A 19,074-nucleotide genomic window follows, 5' to 3' on the forward strand; every position below is an offset into this window, starting at 1 on the left:
TCAAAAGTACGGAAACAACCGCCATTCACAAACCTGATGTTACATTTTTCCTCCACATTTCCACAGGTTCCTACACAATTGACGACACACCCTGTGTCTTAGTTCAAATCCTTATGGCAAATGTAAGCGAAATGCACTTGATCAATCTCGCCATTTTTCGGTTTCGCGATACAGTTGATTGAAAAGCACATTTTTAGAGCCGATAAAGCATCTGCAACCACTTTGGAAGCGGGCAAAACCTGCCGCCCAACGCCGTGTTTTGGGATCCGGCGGGAGAAAAAATCCTCAAAAACCCTCAAAAGCTTCCCGCGCGAATCAAATACCTGATTTATGTCATCCTTTCTGCAATTGAACCCATTCTTGCGTTCATACAGTTTGCCATAAAACAGAACGATGTCGACAAATCTAATTAAGGTCAGCCTGAACGCTTCTTTTCCATCGACGAATCACCATTAACCTTAGCAACTCAAATTAGCAAGCAAAATGAAGGTTTGGTGTTGAAAGTCTGTCAAGCGTTTGATTTTCAAATTTGCTTAATTTGCCCTTTGATTGATCGCTTGGAACCCAAGATAATTTTCGTGTGGAGCAAGACATATTTGATGTAATCGTAGTTGGTGGTGGCATTGTTGGATTGGCAAGTGCGTGGAAGATTCAACTTGCCTATCCTCATCTGAAGGTGTTGGTGCTTGAGAAGGAAGACAAGCTCGCCGACCACCAAACAGGGCATAACTCTGGTGTGATCCACTCGGGACTCTACTATAAGCCAGGCAGTTACAAAGCAAAAAACTGTGTAGAGGGCAGGCATGAATTGGTTGCATTTGCCAAAGAGCACGGGATTCAGCACGATGTCTGCGGAAAGATAGTGGTCGCAACGCATGAGAGTGAATTGCCATTCATGGACAAAATCTTCAACAATGGCATTCAGAATCAGGTTGAAGGAATTGAGAAAATCGGTCCTGAACGGATTCAGGAGATCGAACCGCATGTGCGCGGAATCGCCGGCATCTGGGTGCCTTGCACAGGAATCATCGATTTCCGAGGACTTACAGAAAAGCTAGGCGAACTCATTGTTGCAAAAAATCCACACAGCAAGGTGCTGACAGGGCATGAGGTCATCGGGGTGGACAAGGGCGAAGGCACTACCACCGTGAGTACCCTGAAAAAGAAATTCATTGGAAAACACCTGATCTTCTGTGGTGGATTGCAAGCAGACCGGCTCGCCAAAATGGATGGACTCTCCGATATCGGGATGCGCATCGTGGGCTTCCGCGGAGATTATTATGACTTGACCCCCGCAGGGAAACACAAGGTCAAGCACCTGATCTACCCTGTTCCAAATCCCGCATTTCCGTTTTTGGGCGTGCATTTTACCCGCATGGTCGACGGCAGCATCGAATGCGGTCCCAATGCGGTTTTTGTCTTCAAAAGAGAAGGCTACGGAAAATTGTCTTTCAGTCTGCGCGACAGTTGGGACGCCCTCACCTATCGCGGCACTTGGAAACTCTTTTTCAGGCAATGGAGATTTGGGCTGGACGAATACCGCAGAGCGTTTTCCAAGAAGCTGTTTCTCAAGCAACTGCGTCGACTCATCCCGTCATTGGAAATGGACGACCTCATGCCTGGGCGCGCTGGCGTTCGTGCAATGGCGCTTGACCCCAACGGTGATATGATCGACGATTTCAAAATCGAATACAAGCAAGCCAGCATTCACGTACTCAATGCACCGAGTCCAGCCGCGACATCTGCGCTTGCGATTGGCACAGCAGTGCGGGAAATGGCAGAAAAACACTTCGGCCTTCAATAACGTCCATCATGCAGAATGAATTTGTAAATACCCCCGAATCGATTTTCTTGCTGTACGGGGAGACATTTTACCTTGTTCCCAGTGCCGAAGACGATTTGAAGCCAAGGCAGGAGCAGCAAAAAGTGGGGACCTCTCCAGCAATCGCGCCGACTTCCAAGCCGATTGCCGAAAAGCCGGTTAGCCCTCCCTCGGAAATTAAAACCCCCGTCACGCCCCCAGTCGAAACGCCGATCCCGGCCATGAAACCTGGAATTCAGTGGCGAACCAAACCTGCAGCCAAGATGATGTTCATCATGCAACAGGTGGAGCTCAAGGACCCCGTACTCTCCGATCTCCTGAAAAAAATCGTGGAGGCGATCGGCATCCCCTTTGAAGCGGCAGGATTCGGAATCATTGATGGACCGGTAAACTTGGCCGAATTTGAAAGCATGCCCAATCGCTATGGCGTTGTCTTTGATGGCGATTTATGGAGGTCACCCAACATGGCGACAACTTTTGGCGACAAGGAAGTCTTTTTCAGCATGCGTCTGGCCTACCTGCAAAATGACGCCGAATCAAAAAGGCAACTTTGGGACTACCTGAAGAATCTCAAACAATTGTTGACTTGATCATGGACAAAAAGCAAGTGTTCTTCGGGACCGGAAACGCAAAAAAGCTTCAAGAAATCGGACAAATTCTGGGTGAAAGCTTCAGTATCAAGAGCTTTCTGGACTTGGAGGCTCCCTTGGATGTGGAGGAAACGGAAAGTACGCTCGAAGGAAATGCACGCTTGAAGGCGATGGCCTTCTACGCGCATACGGGAATCCCATGTTTTGCAGATGACACTGGTTTGGAGGTCGAAGCCCTGAACGGTGCACCGGGCGTCTATTCAGCGCGTTATGCTGGTCCGGAAAACGATGCGACCGCAAATATGAACAAGCTCCTGCATGCCCTCGAAGGAAAATCATCGCGTCAGGCGCAATTTCGCACCGTCATCGCTTGGTATGATGGGAAGGACCTACGCTTTTTTGAAGGTGTGCTCAAAGGTGCAATCGGTGTCGAAAAACGTGGAAATGCCGGTTTTGGCTATGATCCAATTTTCATTCCTGCAGGAGGTTCGCGTACGTTGGCAGAAATGGAACCTGTTGAAAAAAATGCCATTTCTCACCGCGGAAAAGCCGTTCAACAACTCGCCCAATATCTCTTGCAACTATGAATGATGCTGTAAAGCCATATTTTGTCGGAATTTCCGGCGGCTCCGGTTCTGGAAAGACAACGCTACTCAAGCGAATTGTGGAGCGCTTCAATCAAGAAGCACTGACACTCATTTCGCAAGACAATTACTACATCAGTCTGGCAGACTTGCCAAGGGACTTGAAAGGGGAAGTCAATTTTGACGACCCCTCCGCTTTGGACCTCGATGCCCTTGCCGTGGACATGGAAAAGCTCCAAAGAGGAGATAGTTTTGAACTTGAAGAATATACCTTCAACAATCCGTCGCGGGCACCCAAAATGCTCAGGTTCGCTCCTGCACCGATCGTGGTGATCGAAGGCCTGTTTGTCTTCAACAATCCCATCGTGAACGAAATACTGGATCTGAAGGTATTTGTGGACACTTCGGAGCATTTGCGTCTTTCTCGACGGATTCGGCGCGACGCTGCTGAACGGGGCTACGGCCTGGAAGACGTGCTCGCCTATTACGAGAAGTTCGTGGTGCCGATGTACCGCCAACACATTGAGCCTTTTCGCGCTGAATGCGATCTTGTCATCCCCAACGACCGTCACATGGAGCGTGCGACATCGGTATTGATCGATCATTTGGACGCTGTGCTTGCAAGACGCCGGGCTTGAGATCGGCTTTCGCATTGATTTCCGGATTGTTGCGCATTGATTTTTGAATATCGGACAGCATAAAAAAGGCCCTCGTTGGAGGGCCTTTTTCATTTCATATCAATCGTTCCGATTATTCTTCGTCTCCGCCGTTGTCAGCAGATTCTTCGATTTCCGGTTCGGTAGTAGCGTCCTCATTGGCTGGCTCAGCTACTTCTGGTGCATTCTTGGACATACCCTTCAGCTTGGCTTCAGCCTTTTCCCGCTCTTGAGCCTCCAATTGAGTCTTCAGATTGGCAAGTGCGGAAATTTCGCCCAAAGTTGTTGTCTCTTGCTTTGGCTTCGGTGTCTGGCTTGAACCACCACCTTGCTTCTTGGCGCCACCTTGACCTTGGGTCTGGCCTTGTCCTTGACCCTGCTGACGCTCAGCACCTTCGCGCTTGCGGCCACGGCCTTCGGTTGCTTCTTGAGCAGGCTCTTCATCCCATGTTGCACGGTGTGAAAGCACCAACTTTTTGGCATCCTTGTTGAATTCAATCACTTTGAACTCATAGGACTCACCGGTTTTGAGCTTAGGCTGACCTTCGGCAACGGCCATATGCTTGCTAGGTACGAAGCCTTCGACGCCGTACTCCAGTTCCACGATACCACCTTTGTCATTGAAGCTAAGGAGTGTGCCTTTGTGGGTCGTTCCGAGCACAAAGATGCTCTCAAACGTGATCCAGACATCCTCTGTCAACTGCTTGTGGCCCAAGCTGAGGCGACGGTTTTCGACGTCGACATCCAATACGACCACTTCCAGCGTTTCTTCTTTCTTGATGAATTCGCTAGGATGGCTGTATTTTTTGGTCCAAGAAAGGTCGCTGATGTGCACGAGGCCGTCAACACCTTCTTCGAGCTCAACAAAAAGACCGTAGTTGGTCATGTTGCGCACAATGCCTTTGTGGTGTGAACCAGGGGCATATTTGGACGCAGCATTGAGCCATGGATCGTCTTTGCTTTGCTTGAGACCGAGGGACATCTTGCGCTCGTCGCGGTCGATGCTGAGGATAGTTGCCTCAACCTCGTCACCGATCTTGAAGAGTTCGGTCGGGTTTTTGAGGTGTTGTGACCAGCTCATTTCGCTCATGTGCACAAGGCCTTCGACGCCTGGCATGATCTCGACAAAAATGCCGTAATCTGCAACTGTCACTACGCGACCTGTGATACGTGAACCTTCGACGAGATCTTCAGGAAGCGACTCCCATGGATGAGGCATCAACTGCTTCATACCCAAGCTGATACGCTTCTTCTCTTCGTCGAATTCGAGTACCACAACGTTGACTTTCTGGTCGAGGTCGAGCACTTCGTCCGGGTGGTTGATACGACCCCATGAGATGTCGGTGATGTGAAGCAAACCGTCGACGCCGCCCAAGTCGATGAAAACACCGAAGTGGGTCATGTTTTTGACGGTACCTTCCAAAACCTGACCTTTTTCCAAGTTCTTGAGGATCTCCATGCGCTGCTGCTCGAGGTCTTTCTCGATCAGCACTTTGTGGGAGATCACGACGTTTTCAAAAGGATGGTTGATTTTGACCACCTTGAAGTCCATGCTCTTGCCGACGTAAGCGTCGAAGTCACGCACAGGCTTGACGTCGATCTGGGATCCTGGCAAGAAAGCTTCGATGCCGTCGATGTCTACCACAAAGCCACCTTTGGTGCGGCGTTTGATGAGACCCTCGATGATGACGTCTTCGGTTTCTGCCTTGAGGATTTTCTCCCAAGTGATCATGTGCTTTGCGCGTTTGCGCGACAGGATCAACTGACCGTTCATGTCCTCGACAGTTTCGAGATACACTTCGATTTTGTCACCTGCTTTGATACTGTCGCGGTCACGGAACTCCGTGAGGGCTACAATACCTTCAGATTTGAATCCAATGTTGAGGATGACATCCTTTTCGGTCACGTATACGACGGTACCTACAACGATTTCACCTTCTTTGACTTCGGTCAATGTGCCTTGGTAAAGGGCTTCCAACTTGGCGCGTTCGGCCTTGCTGTAGCCACCTTCGGCTTCTTCCCAGTCAAAATCATCATCCTCGAGACCATGAGAAGAAGACTTGTGCGTCGTGACGACGGGCGACTTCTTCCGTTCTTTTGGTTCTGCGGCAGGAGCGCTCTCCTTCGCGGCCACGACGACCGGCTCAGGTGTGGCAACTTCTACAACAGCTGCTACCGGCGCTTCAACCACAGGGGTCTCTGCAACAACCTCCACTGCTGGAGTTTCAGCCACGACCTCTACGGTCTCCTCGGCTGATGGTGTTTCCTGTAGCTCAACTTGCGGAACTTCTGGATCCACTTTCTTTACTTCGTTTTCAATTTCTGACATGAATTTTTATGAACTCCTTTCATCCCAAAGGTTTTTGGGAGGCGCAAAGTTAGTAGAGCAATCTTGAATTTCAAAATCGAATTTGAGATTGAAAACGTTGGAGGTGAATGAGAAATTAGAAATTAGCAATGAGAAATGCGTTTTTGGGGGTAATTGGCACGTGATCGTTTGTTTGGTCAAGATGGGAAACGTGCTTTTTCGTCCAAAACATGTCCCATTTTCCCGGTTGAAAGCGCTTTTGAAGGAAATGTCGATCCCGTCATTCATTCTGCATTTTCCATTTTCCATTCTCCATTTTCCATTCTCCATTTTCCATTTTCCATTTTCCATTTCTCCTTTCTCATTTCTAATCTAGACCGTAGTTTTGCACCATGACTGAATATTTGACCATCACCCCTGGGGAAATCAAGACGAAATTTCTGCATGCCTACTTGTTGGGCTCCGTGGCTCCGCGTCCGATTGCCTTTGCAAGCACGATCAGCAAGGACGGAACACCCAATTTGGCGCCGTTCAGTTTCTTTAACGTCTTCAGCTCCAATCCGCCGATGCTGATTTTCTCTCCGGCTAGGCGCGTGCGGGACAATACCACCAAGCATACCCTGCAAAACGTGATCGAAGTGCCCGAAGTGGTCGTCAATGTCGTAAGCCATGCCATCGTCGAGCAGATGAATCTCGCGAGTACCGAGTATCCCGACGGCGTCAACGAATTTGAAAAAGCTGGATTCACTGCAATTCAAAGCGAATTGGTGAGGCCTTTTCGCGTCGCGGAATCGCCGGTCCAAATGGAATGCAAGGTGGTTGAAATCAAACCCTTGGGTGCATTCGGAGGGGCAGGACAGCTTATTTTTGCACAGGTTTTGCGTTTGCACATTAATAAAGGTGTGCTTGACGCCCAAGACAACATCGACCCTCACAAAATCGATTTGGTCGCAAGGATGGGAGCAAATTACTACGCCCGTGCGAGCGGAGAGGCGGTATTCGAAGTCGAAAAACCTTTGGACGTGCCCGGAATCGGCATCGATGCCCTTCCCGATTTTGTCAAGAACAGCAATGTCCTCACCGGAAACGAACTCGGCCGACTTGGAAATGTACCGGCCCTCCCCGACCGCGTTACGCTTTCTGATTGGTGGAATACGAACGGCGGTTCCTACGAAGGCAGCAATCTTGAACTAGCTGCCCGTGCGGCCTTGAATGCCGGGAACAAGGAAACGGCATTGTTCTTGCTGTTGAAGCCGTTGTTGTCGAATTGATTGCCCACTTTTTGGATCGATCCCATGAATAAATTCAAAGGAATATTGTTGGTTGTCTTGCTTGGCGGCCTCGTTTTCGGATTTGCTGCCGTAGCGTCCACTGAAATGGCAGGCAAACCCAAGGGAAAGCTCGTCGGCAAGTACTTCTACGAAACTTCCGTATTTGCAGAAGGCAAAGTCTGCCGCGTGGATTCCGGGGCAGGCACCCTCATCCGATTCGACCAAAACCATGAAAATCCGCTGTTTCAAAGCAAATTGCCCAACATGACCCACCTGATCTTGTGGTTCAAAAACGGCCTCATGACCGGGCAACGTTATGAAATTCCCAATCCGGAGGTCGAAGTTTGCTATTGGGAACAAGGCGATTTGCTCATGTTTCATACCACCAAAGGGCTCGGTTGGGTCGAATTCACAGCCACCGACGGCGGCCAACCTTTGAAGGGAAAAATGGATTTGAAACTCATCGAACCCGACCACAACATGAGCAATTCCGATTATCATTACATGGGCGGCGCCTTCACAGCGACCGAATCCAAGTTGAAAGCCGATTGATCGACCTTGGCAAGAAAAATTGCACTTTTCCGGCGGCCTGATTTTTCCATAACTTCCGTCCATGTTTCAACGCTTGGTTGATTGGGCCGACCGCCTGCTGATTCCGGTTCTGTTTTTGATGGCGATTACCTTTTCGCTGCGGATGCACCGTGGCTGGGAAATCGGGAAAATCCTCTGGTCAGACGGCGAAGGTTATTATATGTATTTGCCGGCAACCTTTATTTATGGGAGCTGGAACGAATTTGACGGACAAGACGGCCTCCAACAGATCGCCTGCTGCAAAGTGAACGAATCCGGAAAGGTCGTCACGCGCTATACCTATGGTGTGGCCTTGCTTCAGGCACCGTTTTTTGCAGGCGCGCACGCTTGGGCAAGCGCCTTTCAGGGTCCGGGTACTGCACCGCCTGCGGATTGGGGGGCCAAAACAGATCAGCAATGGTCGGAGGAAATGAATCAACGCAAGTACACGCCCCTGCGTGGGCAGGCTACGGGATTTTCTGATACCTACGCACGTGGCATCCTCGTCGCAGCGGCATTTTACATGGCCTTGGGACTTTGGTTCCTCAAGCGCGCCTTACGCAGAATCTTCAGAAAAGAGGTTGCCTTGGCGACAACCGGGCTGGTTTTCTTGGCTACGAATCTTTTTTACTATACCGCCGGCGAAGGCAGTATGTCGCACGTTTATTCGTTTTGCCTTTTTGCAGCAGTCTTGTACCACCTTCCCGAATGGCTCCGCGAAAAAACCTGGAGTCGCAGCCTCATTCTTGGAATCTGTTTTGGACTCATTTTGCTGATCCGGCCAACCAATTTGATGCTGGGCTTGATGTTTCCGCTCTGGGCTGTGTTTTCCATCGCCGAATTGAAGCTTCGTCTGAAGGATTTGATCCGAACCTGGCAAAAGGCGCTTGCCCTCATGTTTGCCGCTGTGCTTGTCGTCGTGCCGCAGGCATTTTACTGGAAAAGCGCATTCGGATCATGGATCGTTTGGTCCTATGGCAACGAAGGTTTTACCAACTGGAACCACCCCGAAATCCTCAAAGTGCTTTTCTCCTATCAGAACGGGCTGTTTCTCTATACGCCGGTAATGCTGCTGGCCATGGTCGGAATTGTCCTGGCCTGGAAAAAACGTGCCTTCAATTCGCCCGTGATTTTGTTGTTGTTCGTGTTGGCGACCTACACTTTTGCAAGTTGGTGGGCTTGGTGGTTTGGCGGCGCTTTTGGGCATCGCTGTTACGTCGAATTTTATGCTTTGCTTGTTATTCCGCTGGCCGTGGTTGTTCAAAAGTTCTTCGAAGCCCGGAGAATGGCCATCAAAATCGCGGGATTGGTCCTTGCAATGGTTTTTGTCTACGCGAATGTCAAAATGGCCATGATGTACAGTCCGCCTTGGGACGGAAACGCTTGGAATTGGGAAAGTTACGTGACAGTCTGGCGCGGTGTCGCAAAATTGACTTGGTGGCCTGGATTTTAGAATTCAGACAAACATTCTCTCAAAACGGGCGATTACGCGGAAAAATGTAGTGTTCTTTCGAATTTGGTTCGATGCCAGCCATCTCTTCGGGGCACCTCGAGCTTTTGAGCGGTGAGACAAGGAGCGTATTCGTTCGAATCCAAAAGCAAGCAGTTTTCACAACGCTGATTGGCAAAACGACCTGAATGCAGGAATCGGGATCAACCCATTCGTTTACAGGCTACTATTTCCGGCCTTGGTTGCGCTTTTGGGATCGAGTCGATAGAGCTTGGCCGGCCGGTGAGCGACGCCGTCTTGCCGTTCGTCGAGTTCAAGCAAGATCCCTTGCGCGAGCATGCGTTTTCGGAAGTTTCGCGTGTCTTGTGGTGTGCCGAGAAGTGCCTCGTAAAGGGATTGCAATTGTGTAAGGGTGAACTTCTCCGGTAGCAGCTCAAAACCGATCGGCTTGTTGAGCACGTCGGCTCGCAAGCGCTCCAGACAAGCATTTACGATTTCCTGGTGGTCGAATGCCAGACGTGGGAGGTCATCGACTGCATGCCAATGCGCTTCTTTGGCCCAATTGGCTGCGCCAAGCTCATAATCCTTGATCTTGATGAGGGAATAGTAGGAAATGGTAATGACCCGCCCAAAAGGGTGACGATCGACCTTTCCAAAGGTCTGCACCTGCTCCATATAAACATCTGTGAGTGTGGTGAGTTCCTTGAGCACCCGCTTGGCTGCAACTTCCAAGTCCTCATTGGGATAGACCAAGTCGCCCGGCAAAGCAAAGTCACCCAAAAACGGTTCTGCCCCGCGTTGGATCAGCAAAAGTTTCAACTTTTCGTTGTCGAATCCAAACACCACACAGTCCACCGAAAATGCCGATTTGAAAAATTCGTCAATCTTGATGGAATAGTATGATTCTACACTTTGTCGGCCAGACATCATTCCCTTGAATTATGAGCTAAATCAAAAGCAAGTATAAGCATCATTCGACAATTTGTGCAGCCTTATTGTAAAGTTTACAATAAGTATCTTTGCGAATAAACGTTGTGCTCTGGGATGAAGTGGGAAAATTCAGCGTGAAAAGGCTATTTATGAGTTGGAGGTCGCTGAATTTATCCTAAAACAAGTCGGCGGCAGGAATTGTTAAGCACCCAGAAAAGTCGAAAAAATCGGGAAGTGCATCAAAGGGAATGCGCTTCTGAAATGTGGCGTCGGGATCAGAATCGTTCTTTGATGAAAAAACTTATTGTAAATGTAACAATAAGTATTAATTTAACCCCTTAATTAGCTTAAAGCATAGGATGCTGCGTCGTGTTTTCCGATATTGGTTGATGGTTTTGCTGCTGGCCGCTGGCGCGGCAGGCAAACTGTCGGCCCGTCAATTGGAACTGACACTGACCGCGATCGTGATGCCATCCGACAGCGAGGGCGTCAATAAGCCCAAGGGAATCAGCCTAAGCGATCCACGCCTCAAGAAGCCGTTGCGCAACCTGAATTTTTCAGGGTATTACCGCTTCTACGGGTTTCACCGCTACATGTCCCAGCCTTATTCGGTCCTGGAGCCAAAGCCGCGAACGATTTCGGTCGGCGACGGCTACCGCGAACCGCTTATGCTGCTCACCATCACGGGAACGCCTGTGAGTGGCGCGACTTTTGGCACCGACATTTTCCTGTATGCTCCCTACCTCGGTAGTACGGCTGGCAACGCCATCTCACTCAACCTCGGCGTGAACTTCTATACCTCCATCAAAACCAGCAATGGCAACTTTGACGTTCATCTAGGGGGCATCAATTGGTATCAACAGAGTCCGCTTACGGTCTGGGCAGCAGACGCCTTCAACCGCTACAGCATTTTCACGCGCGTGCCATGGGAGCCCGCCAATGCCGTGGAGACGCGCTACAAAACTTATTTTGACCAAGGTGCGGTCAATTATGACAACCGCTTTGGCAAACGTGCTTTTCAAGGCATCACACTTTACGGGACCCAACTTCCCTTGGGATTCAATCTGTCGGGTTTCGCGGGGAAAATGCAGAGCAATACGGGCACGTTGCTGCCTGACTATGCCTACGGGGGGCGCTTGGCGCGCGAGTTTGGAAAGAGCAAGCACACGATCGCCTACAATACATTCTCCAACTACACACAGACCGATTCCATCCGTGGCGAAGGCAAAACCTACGGCATCCATACGTTGGAGGGCATGTTCAAATGGAAGGGATTTTTGTTGCGGGGTGAGGCAGGTGGCGGCTATTACAACAGCGAAAGTCAGCAATTGGGATGGGGCGAGGGGGTTAATGTGGATCTTACGACTCCCAAGCGGTATACGGGCATTCCGCTCAAGCTCTCCTATTACCGCATTGCACCCGAGTTTGTCAATGTGAATGCAGCATTTTTGAACACCTCGGTGCTCGAGGCATTGACGGGTGTGCAGGGACTTGGCGCGACCACCCTCACTCCTTTTGCGGGGCCCATGATGGACCTCGGCTTCATGGCCAACAACCGTCAGGGTGCGAGCCTGAACGGCGAGCTCGTGCTTGGGAAGCTCAAAATCAATGCCGGCGTTGGCTTTTCCACGGAGTTGACACGCGGCAATGCCGCAGTCTCCTACAACCACCGTGTGAATTCACTCAGCATCTCAAGATTTGCCTTTTTTGCCAACAATATCGGCCCCTACAGTCACCTCAACACCTATTTTCGGGGCGCCTACGAGGTCGTGAACATCCACAGCAACCTCGATAGCCTGGGTCTACCGCTCTTCACCAAGAGCTACAATTCCACCGATGTACAGGCCAAATACAACGGCAAGATCGGCGGGAAGAACTTCTTCCTTTTCTACCTCGGCACCTACAACAATTCGCAAGATTTCCTGTCGCCGTTGCCTGTCTTCACGGATAAAGCATTCGTGCGAACACTTTACAATGAGTTGGATCTGTATTATCAAGTCCATCCCAAGGTGATGCTTTGCGCCTATGGCGGCCTGGAACGCATCAAAGCCAATATGGAAACCGATTTGGATGTAGTGACGTTATTGCCCCGCGATCAGACAGGACTTGGCTTGGGCTTGGGTCTGGATTTGGAGATCGGAAAGAACACGGGGCTGTTTCTACGGCACCAATGGTATGATTTCAAGGACCAAGCATTTACATTGGAAAAATACCGCGGGCAAGAAACGACGCTGGAACTGAAAGCATTCTTTTGATGGGAAATAGAATACAATATTGTCTGTCTCTTTTGCTCGTCGTCTGGATGGCACTGCCGACGCAGTCACATTCAGGGTCAAGGCATTGCCGACAAGGTTTGGTTCAATGGCCTGGGCAGGGCATTTTTTGCGCAGGACCGCTTAAAAGGCGATGTGCTCGAGCAAGACACGACCACCAACCGCAGTTCCAACGGCGGCCACATGCTCTTGGACCTCAACATTCACGTGAATCCCAATCCCAAACTTGAAATCAGTTCCATTTTACGCTTTCGCACGGCTTTTGGTGGCTTTTGGGGTGCCGGAACAACCGTGCAATTGCGGCAACTCTACTTGCGTGGTATCGTCGGTAAAGGCATCCACTACAGTGTGGGCGACCTTTACCTTAAGCAATCACGCTTCACACTTTTCAACAATCGACAAGAAGGAACGGTCCATCAAGCATCGATCTTCACGCCTTACTCCGACATCGTGAATTATGAGAATTTCTACCAAGATGAAAATTGGCGCTTGCAGGGTATGCAAACCAATTTCACGGTGGAGTTCACGCGTTTCATACGGGCCATCGATTTTGATGGCTTCATTGCCCGTAACCGCGGGGCAGTGTGGCTCGGCAAGCCCGACGAATTGTTTGCCGGAAGCTCCATCAAATTGCGGCAGAGTAAGGCATTTGACCTCGGATTCAATGCGGTAAACCTTTTTGAAATCGCGTCAACCTCCAATGGATCAACCTCGTTTCACAATCCGGTCGGCACCCTCACTGCCAACTACCGCCTCGGAAACGACAGCATGATGGTTGAGTTTTTTGCCGAGGCAGGAATGTCAACCTTGCGTCGCTTGGGTGACTCCCTGGCACCGGCCGACCTGAAGGGCAATTTTGTCGAAGGTGGCGTTTCATTGAATTTGCCCAAAAAAGCTTTGAAGATCCAATTGGCTTACCGCGCCGTGAGTCCAGGCTTTCGCAGCGCGGGGGCGCAAACCAAACGTTTCATGTTTGATGGTAGCAATACGGTATTCCCCAGGCTCACCGATGCACAAGTGCTCCGGCCGACAAGTGCATTTGACATCCTCGCCGATGACTTGCGCTACAATCAGGCTTTGTCACAGAACCTCATGACCTTCGATCCCAAATACAACAATTCCACCCCCTATGGCGACGCAACGCCCAACCGGGCTGGCCTGCATCTGCGTGCCGACTACGCGCCCAAGAGCGAGAAAATCGCCGCAAATCTGGAGCTCGGCATGAGTGGAGAGTTGCAGGGGCAGGGCACATTGCAGCTCAAACGTTTCCTTCTGGGTCGTGTTGGTACGGACGTGAACCTGCACAAAATGCTCGCTTGGAAGCAGAAATTGGTGCTCACCGCAGGCTTGCGATTTGAGCAGACGCAGCGCGGTGGCGACAGCCTGGAGCAGTTGCGCCTGACATCATTGCTCGCGGACGTCGGCGTGAGCGCAGAAGTCGTTCAGAACCTTGAAGTGATGATGGGCGTGAAATTATTTCAGGCCCGAGGCAATGAATATCTCACCGAAAGGAACAAATACGGTGAATTGGTAGACTTGCCCATCTATTTGGTAAACGAAACGCACGGCATCTATGCTGCGGGTGTGCGTTACAATTTTCGGGACGATATTTACTTGCAATTGGCCGGTAACTGGATCAATGTCCACGACCGGAATGGTGCGCTGCCCAAGTATCAAATTCAGCGATTTTTACTCGTCTTCAACATGAATCTGTAGTCGAATGAAAAAGTCAGTCATATTATTTGCCTTGCCTTGCTTTTTGCTGATGTTGAGCATCTCCGGCTGCAAAACCGACGATTTCGACGGGCCGGGCCTCAACGATCTCTACGGCGAATTTGACATTTTGGAACCCATGGCGCTGAGCCGCAGCACGGTCGATTTTGCAAATCAGGAGACCGTGTACTTCACGGCAGCATTTTCCAAAATCATCGACTGGAAAATTGCCATCACGGGTCAGGAAACCGGATCGCAAAAAGTGATCACAGGAAAATCGGCCAAAATCGATGTTTCCAACAGCCTTTGGATGGGAAACACGACGGTGTTCCCGATCTTCGGGGCCGAGGCTTGCGACGTCATGATGACCTTTCTCAACGAGCCCGATACCTTGCGCACGACGCTCACGATCGCCGCACCCAAGACCAATCCAGGCGTTTTGATCGATAATTTTGAACACGGCCTGAACCCGAATTATGCCAATTGGGGCATCCATGGCGTGAATTTTTATCCCGATTCGACCGATCATCCTGCAGCTGAAGGCGATTTCTATTTTCGCTTGAATGGCACGGTCAATTGGGATTGGCTCATCAACAAAATCTCGATTCCGCCATCCGGAGGGGCCACCTATTTCGCTTTGCCCTCCAATCCGAATGACCTGTATTTCAACTGCTTCATATATGGGGAAAGGGACAAGGCCAATACCTTGCTCAAATTTGAGTTCCGCGAAGACGACAATGGCGATGGGACTTACGATGCCAATTCGGAGGATCGGTACGACTATCAAATGAATGTGGACTGGGACGGTTGGCGCCTGTTGAGCTTGGACTACAGTCAATTGGCAACCCCAAGTGATGGTCAGTTTGGCGGTGCAAATGGCAATAAATTCCATCAGCCCGACAAAATTCTTTTGCTGGATATTCTCCTGCTTTCCGATCCCAATCTCGGCGAAGCGCGCTCAGATTTGGACTATATGATTTGGACCACCGGAGGCGCTCTGAACCCTTGAAATCAGTCAAGAAAATATTGCAGATGTTAGTTCTTCGCAGGCGAAGTTGTGCATTTGCCGTGGCTTGCTTGTTGATCACTTCCTGCCTGCTTCCCTCCTGCGCGAGTCTCAAAGAATTGAGCCTTTATGACAACCAAGGCGTTCCGTTGCCGGGGATCAAGGGGTTCACCATGACCGATCTCTACCACGACGGAGTCTCCTCCGAAATGTGGGGTGTTGAGGACGTCGCCTGTAAATTGGTCGAAAAAACAGAAAAAACCGCCTTTCAAGGCACATCTTCCCTCCATTTGAAATGGGACCGCACTGCGGCAGGTTGCCCTTGGATCGGCTTCGGCATCGGCTGGGCCAATTGGTTGGGCAAGGACTTGGGAGGTATTATGGATACCGCAGCGATCCAGTTTTATGCAAGAGTGGACACCGGCACCATCAATTATATCCCGATTGTGTTTTTGCTCGAAGGTTATGACGGAAAGCAAACCGCCTCTGTGATGAATCCGTTGGGCATTGAAGGTGGTAAGATCGGGCAGAACTGGACGAAAGTGAGGATACCTTTGAGCTCTTTTGACTACCGTAAGAGCGGTATCGAATTGAGCAATATCAAACAATTGCTCATGCAGTTTGAGGGCATCGCCGATGTGTACATCGATGAAATGACCATCGTGCCCTTCAAAAGCGAATTTGGCCGTGAGGAGACCAACCTGACTGTCGTTCACGATGCATGTCCGCGCAGTTTGTTTTCAGACGCCCTGCCGCATGCTTGGGGTATCAATCCGCTGTATTGCCGCAATTTCACCATGGACTCCACGCAATTCAAGGCTGGATTTGCTTCCGTTCGGGTGGAAGTGGCCCCGCAAAAAAATGGATGCACGTGGAATGAAATGGGTTTCAACTGGAACAATTGGTTGTACAACGACATCAGCCTGCTCAAAGCAACGGCTGCTTTGCAATTGTACGTGAAGCCCGCGAACGGCAATCAAATGCCTGTTGTGAAACTGGGATTCGAAGACTATAGCAACCATACGGCTTGGGTCGAGTTATCTGAAATCTACAGCGCAAATGCCACATTCGGCCCCGATTGGACCCAAGTCTTGATCCCATTGCGGCAATTTCCCTTTTTGGAAAACAAAGTCGAGCTCACCGAAATCAAAGCATTGAAAATCGCCGTCGAAGGAGAATCAGCCTTTAATATCGACGAAATCAGCTTGGTTGAATTCCGGGGAAACCCCAAAAATCCATTTGGTAAATGATCGAATTGAAACAGATAGTGTTATGAGAAAACAACTACTACTTCTAGCTTTCTGCTTTTTGGCCACTACATGGGCATCTGCGCAGGTCACCTATGACAATTTTGAAAATCAACGCAGGGTCTATTATGACTTTGTGCACGGTACCCTCGATCAATTCAGCAGCAATCCTGACACCACTGGCGCGAATAGCAGCGAAGTTTGCGGAAAATACATACGCAACGCCGCTGAACAGTATGACGTGCTCGTGATTGTGCCCGGCGGATTGATGAACGATGTTTCGGGATATGTCGCTGGCACAAAGACCATGAGCGTCATGGTTTACAGCCCTGCAGCCGGCATTCCGGTCCAAATCACACTGGAAGACTCCGCTGCCGCTGGACCTACCAACTATCCAACCGGTCGCCACAGCGTCTACCTTGCGACGACCACCGTTGCCAATCAATGGGAGACCCTGACATTTGCCTTTGACAACCGCCCCGACCCATCCGTCTCCAATACAGCGGTGACTTCCTTGATTCTGCTCTTCAATCCGGGCACGAACACCAACGCGACGTATTATTTCGACGAACTGATGGGTCCGGAATTCAACGATCCATGTGCAGGTGTTGCCTTGGATCCCCTCACGGAATTCGAAGATTTTGACTGCCACCGCAACCTCTTCTACGAATACCGCCAAGGCTGGCTCACCGAGGAGCCCAATCCAGTGACAAGCGGTGCCAACACCAGTCCTTATGCCGGTAAGTATGCCCGTAATCCAGACATCGGCGGCACCGACGTGATCGTGGCTCGATTGGCTGGCACCCTCGACCTGACCACCCACAACCAAGTGAAAATGATGGTCTATGGTGACACCGCCAATGTCGTCGTCTCCTTGCAAAACGGCACCACTGAAATCCTTGCGGCAAGTGCCCGCATCACACAGCCCAATACTTGGGAGGAACTCACATTTGATTTCAGTCCGATTACGAACTATGTCGGCATCGACCATGCGGTCGTGCTATTCGATCCAGGCAGCATCGATTTTGACATTTTCTGGTTTGACAATTTCAGGCTCAACGGCTTCCAATTGGTGGGCACGGAAAATGCGCAAAACGCTCCCTTGGTGCATGCAGGCATGTTCCCCAATCCGACCAATGGCCGCGCATCGCTGGATTTCAGCCTGCGCAAAAGCGCTGAGGTGCAATGGTCGCTGCGTGATCTTCAAGGACGCACGCTGCTGTCCCAAACCGCGGGCCGCATGGGTGCTGGCAGCCACACCTTGCCCCTGGATGCAACCACGCTTGCGCCCGGTGTATACATGTGGACCTTGCAAGTCGATGGCAGTCAGCAGAGTGGAAAGCTCGTGATCGCACAATGAAAAAAGCGTTGAAATTATTAGGGTTGGTGACCGGGCTTCTATTTGGAAGCCCGGGTCATCCGCTCCTGCAAGCACAATCAGGTGCCATTCCCGTCACCCTGAAGGTAGACAACGGGAATTGGAGCTTGTACCGCGAAGGGAAGCCCTACTATGTCAACGGCGCCGGCGGACAAACGGAGCTCGACAAAGTCGTTGCCTGTGGCGGCAACACGATCCGCACCTGGAGCGACGACAACGCGGGCAAAATTTTGGATGAAGCGCAAGCGCGCGGCCTCACGGTTTGCCTCGGCCTTTGGGTCGGGCACGAGCGCCATGGATTTGATTACAACGACAAATATGCCGTCGCAGGGCAATTGGAAAAATTCCGCGAGACTGTGACCCGCTACAAGGACCATCCCGCGCTGCTCATGTGGGCAGTGGGCAATGAAATGGACCTGTTTTACAAAAACTTCAAGGTTTGGCCTGCGGTGGAGCAGATTGCCAAGATGATCAAGCAAATCGACCCCAACCATCCGACAATGACGGTCACAGCGGGAATCGACGTCGCTGAGGTGCAAATGATTCGCGAGCAATGCCCTTCGATTGATATCCTCGGCGTGAACACCTATGGCGACATCGGAAATGTGCCCGACAAAATCCGCAGCTTCGGCTGGCGTGGCCCCTATATGATCACCGAGTGGGGCCCAAACGGCCACTGGGAAAGTCCGAAATATGAATGGGGCGCAGCCCGTGAGCAAACCGGGGCAGAGAAAGCCGACATTTACCTCGAACGCTATCAGAAGTACATTGCCGCCGACAAGACGCTGAGTATCGGCTCCTTTGTGTTTTTGTGGGGCAACAAGCAGGAAACGACCGCCACTTGGTATGGGCTGTTCCTGAAATCGGGAGAACCGACCGAGGCTATCGACGTGCTGCAATATGCGTGGAGCGGCGCATGGCCGAGTAACCGCGCGCCGCGCGTGAGCGGCATGACCATTGACGGCAAACCCCACCGCGAAAACATTTACCTCGTACCCGGCAAAACGTATGAGGCCGTGGTCGATGCCGTTGATCCCGAAAACAGACCAATGCAGATCAAATGGGAATTTATTCCTGAAAGTACGGAAACCAAGGCTGGCGGCGATTTCGAGAAGGCACCTGAAGCAGTCGATGGTTTGATCCTCTCACAAGATGGAAACAAGCTGCAGTTCAAGGCGCCGAGAGAAGCCGGGGCCTACCGCTTGTATATCGTGGCCAAAGACGATGCTGGCAAAGTCGGCATTATGAATACACCCTTTTTCGTAAAACGATGAAT

15 protein-coding genes are annotated in these 19,074 nt (G+C 50.8%); 13 read left to right on the forward strand and 2 right to left on the reverse strand.

What is annotated here, in order from left to right:
• The first annotated feature begins 580 nt into the window (after positions 1-580).
• From lhgO to udk, 4 genes are read left to right on the forward strand one after another with little or no spacing between them, the layout of a single operon-like run.
• The gene (gene lhgO / locus IPN95_04140) at positions 581-1,804 is read left to right on the forward strand and encodes an L-2-hydroxyglutarate oxidase (protein MBK9448595.1); all 1,224 of its coding nucleotides are present in this window, start codon (positions 581-583) and stop codon (positions 1,802-1,804) included.
• Positions 1,805-1,812: 8 nt separating this feature from the next.
• Positions 1,813-2,412: a hypothetical protein gene (locus IPN95_04145; protein ID MBK9448596.1), complete on the forward strand. Its 600-nt coding sequence runs from the start codon at positions 1,813-1,815 to the stop codon at positions 2,410-2,412.
• Positions 2,413-2,414: 2 nt separating this feature from the next.
• Complete coding sequence (gene rdgB, locus IPN95_04150) at positions 2,415-2,999, forward strand: RdgB/HAM1 family non-canonical purine NTP pyrophosphatase (GenBank protein MBK9448597.1); 585 nt, start codon at positions 2,415-2,417, stop codon at positions 2,997-2,999.
• Positions 2,996-3,634, forward strand: coding sequence for a uridine kinase (gene udk, locus IPN95_04155; GenBank protein MBK9448598.1), 639 nt, complete (start codon positions 2,996-2,998; stop codon positions 3,632-3,634). Before rdgB ends, udk begins: the two co-directional genes overlap by 4 nt.
• Positions 3,635-3,746: 112 nt before the next feature.
• Here udk and rpsA read toward each other — a convergent pair whose 3' ends face one another.
• Positions 3,747-5,981 (reverse strand): 30S ribosomal protein S1, encoded by a 2,235-nt coding sequence (gene rpsA / locus IPN95_04160; GenBank protein MBK9448599.1) that lies wholly within the window; start codon positions 5,979-5,981, stop codon positions 3,747-3,749.
• A 371-nt stretch (positions 5,982-6,352) separates the two neighbouring features.
• Here rpsA and IPN95_04165 point away from each other — a divergent pair, with 371 nt between their 5' ends.
• The 3 genes from IPN95_04165 to IPN95_04175 all read left to right on the forward strand — a co-directional run bounded on the left by IPN95_04165 (position 6,353) and on the right by IPN95_04175 (position 9,254).
• On the forward strand, positions 6,353-7,231 hold the full coding sequence (locus IPN95_04165) for a flavin reductase family protein (GenBank protein MBK9448600.1): 879 nt from the start codon (positions 6,353-6,355) through the stop codon (positions 7,229-7,231).
• Between the two features lie 24 nt (positions 7,232-7,255).
• A complete protein-coding gene (locus tag IPN95_04170; GenBank protein ID MBK9448601.1) occupies positions 7,256-7,783 on the forward strand; it encodes a hypothetical protein in 528 nt (175 codons plus the stop codon).
• Between the two features lie 61 nt (positions 7,784-7,844).
• On the forward strand, positions 7,845-9,254 hold the full coding sequence (locus IPN95_04175; GenBank protein MBK9448602.1) for a glycosyltransferase family 39 protein: 1,410 nt from the start codon (positions 7,845-7,847) through the stop codon (positions 9,252-9,254).
• Positions 9,255-9,467: 213 nt separating this feature from the next.
• Here IPN95_04175 and IPN95_04180 read toward each other — a convergent pair whose 3' ends face one another.
• Positions 9,468-10,178 carry an NUDIX hydrolase gene (locus IPN95_04180; GenBank protein ID MBK9448603.1) on the reverse strand — a complete coding sequence of 237 codons (711 nt, stop codon included), beginning with the start codon at positions 10,176-10,178 and terminating at the stop codon, positions 9,468-9,470.
• Positions 10,179-10,540: 362 nt separating this feature from the next.
• Between IPN95_04180 and IPN95_04185 the strand changes: the two genes are divergently transcribed.
• The 6 genes from IPN95_04185 to IPN95_04210 all read left to right on the forward strand — a co-directional run bounded on the left by IPN95_04185 (position 10,541) and on the right by IPN95_04210 (position 19,072).
• On the forward strand, positions 10,541-12,436 hold the full coding sequence (locus tag IPN95_04185) for a hypothetical protein (GenBank protein MBK9448604.1): 1,896 nt from the start codon (positions 10,541-10,543) through the stop codon (positions 12,434-12,436).
• Positions 12,437-12,589: 153 nt separating this feature from the next.
• On the forward strand, positions 12,590-14,170 hold the full coding sequence (locus IPN95_04190) for a hypothetical protein (protein MBK9448605.1): 1,581 nt from the start codon (positions 12,590-12,592) through the stop codon (positions 14,168-14,170).
• 4 nt (positions 14,171-14,174) lie between these two features.
• Positions 14,175-15,176: a hypothetical protein gene (locus IPN95_04195; protein ID MBK9448606.1), complete on the forward strand. Its 1,002-nt coding sequence runs from the start codon at positions 14,175-14,177 to the stop codon at positions 15,174-15,176.
• Positions 15,177-15,199: 23 nt separating this feature from the next.
• Complete coding sequence (locus IPN95_04200; protein MBK9448607.1) at positions 15,200-16,423, forward strand: hypothetical protein; 1,224 nt, start codon at positions 15,200-15,202, stop codon at positions 16,421-16,423.
• A 22-nt stretch (positions 16,424-16,445) separates the two neighbouring features.
• The gene (locus IPN95_04205; protein MBK9448608.1) at positions 16,446-17,780 is read left to right on the forward strand and encodes a T9SS type A sorting domain-containing protein; all 1,335 of its coding nucleotides are present in this window, start codon (positions 16,446-16,448) and stop codon (positions 17,778-17,780) included.
• Positions 17,777-19,072 carry a hypothetical protein gene (locus tag IPN95_04210; GenBank protein ID MBK9448609.1) on the forward strand — a complete coding sequence of 432 codons (1,296 nt, stop codon included), beginning with the start codon at positions 17,777-17,779 and terminating at the stop codon, positions 19,070-19,072. Before IPN95_04205 ends, IPN95_04210 begins: the two co-directional genes overlap by 4 nt.
• Positions 19,073-19,074: the final 2 nt, after the last annotated feature.

It is taken from the genome of Bacteroidota bacterium (assembly GCA_016718825.1).
Classification (GTDB): domain Bacteria; phylum Bacteroidota; class Bacteroidia; order J057; family JADKCL01; genus JADKCL01.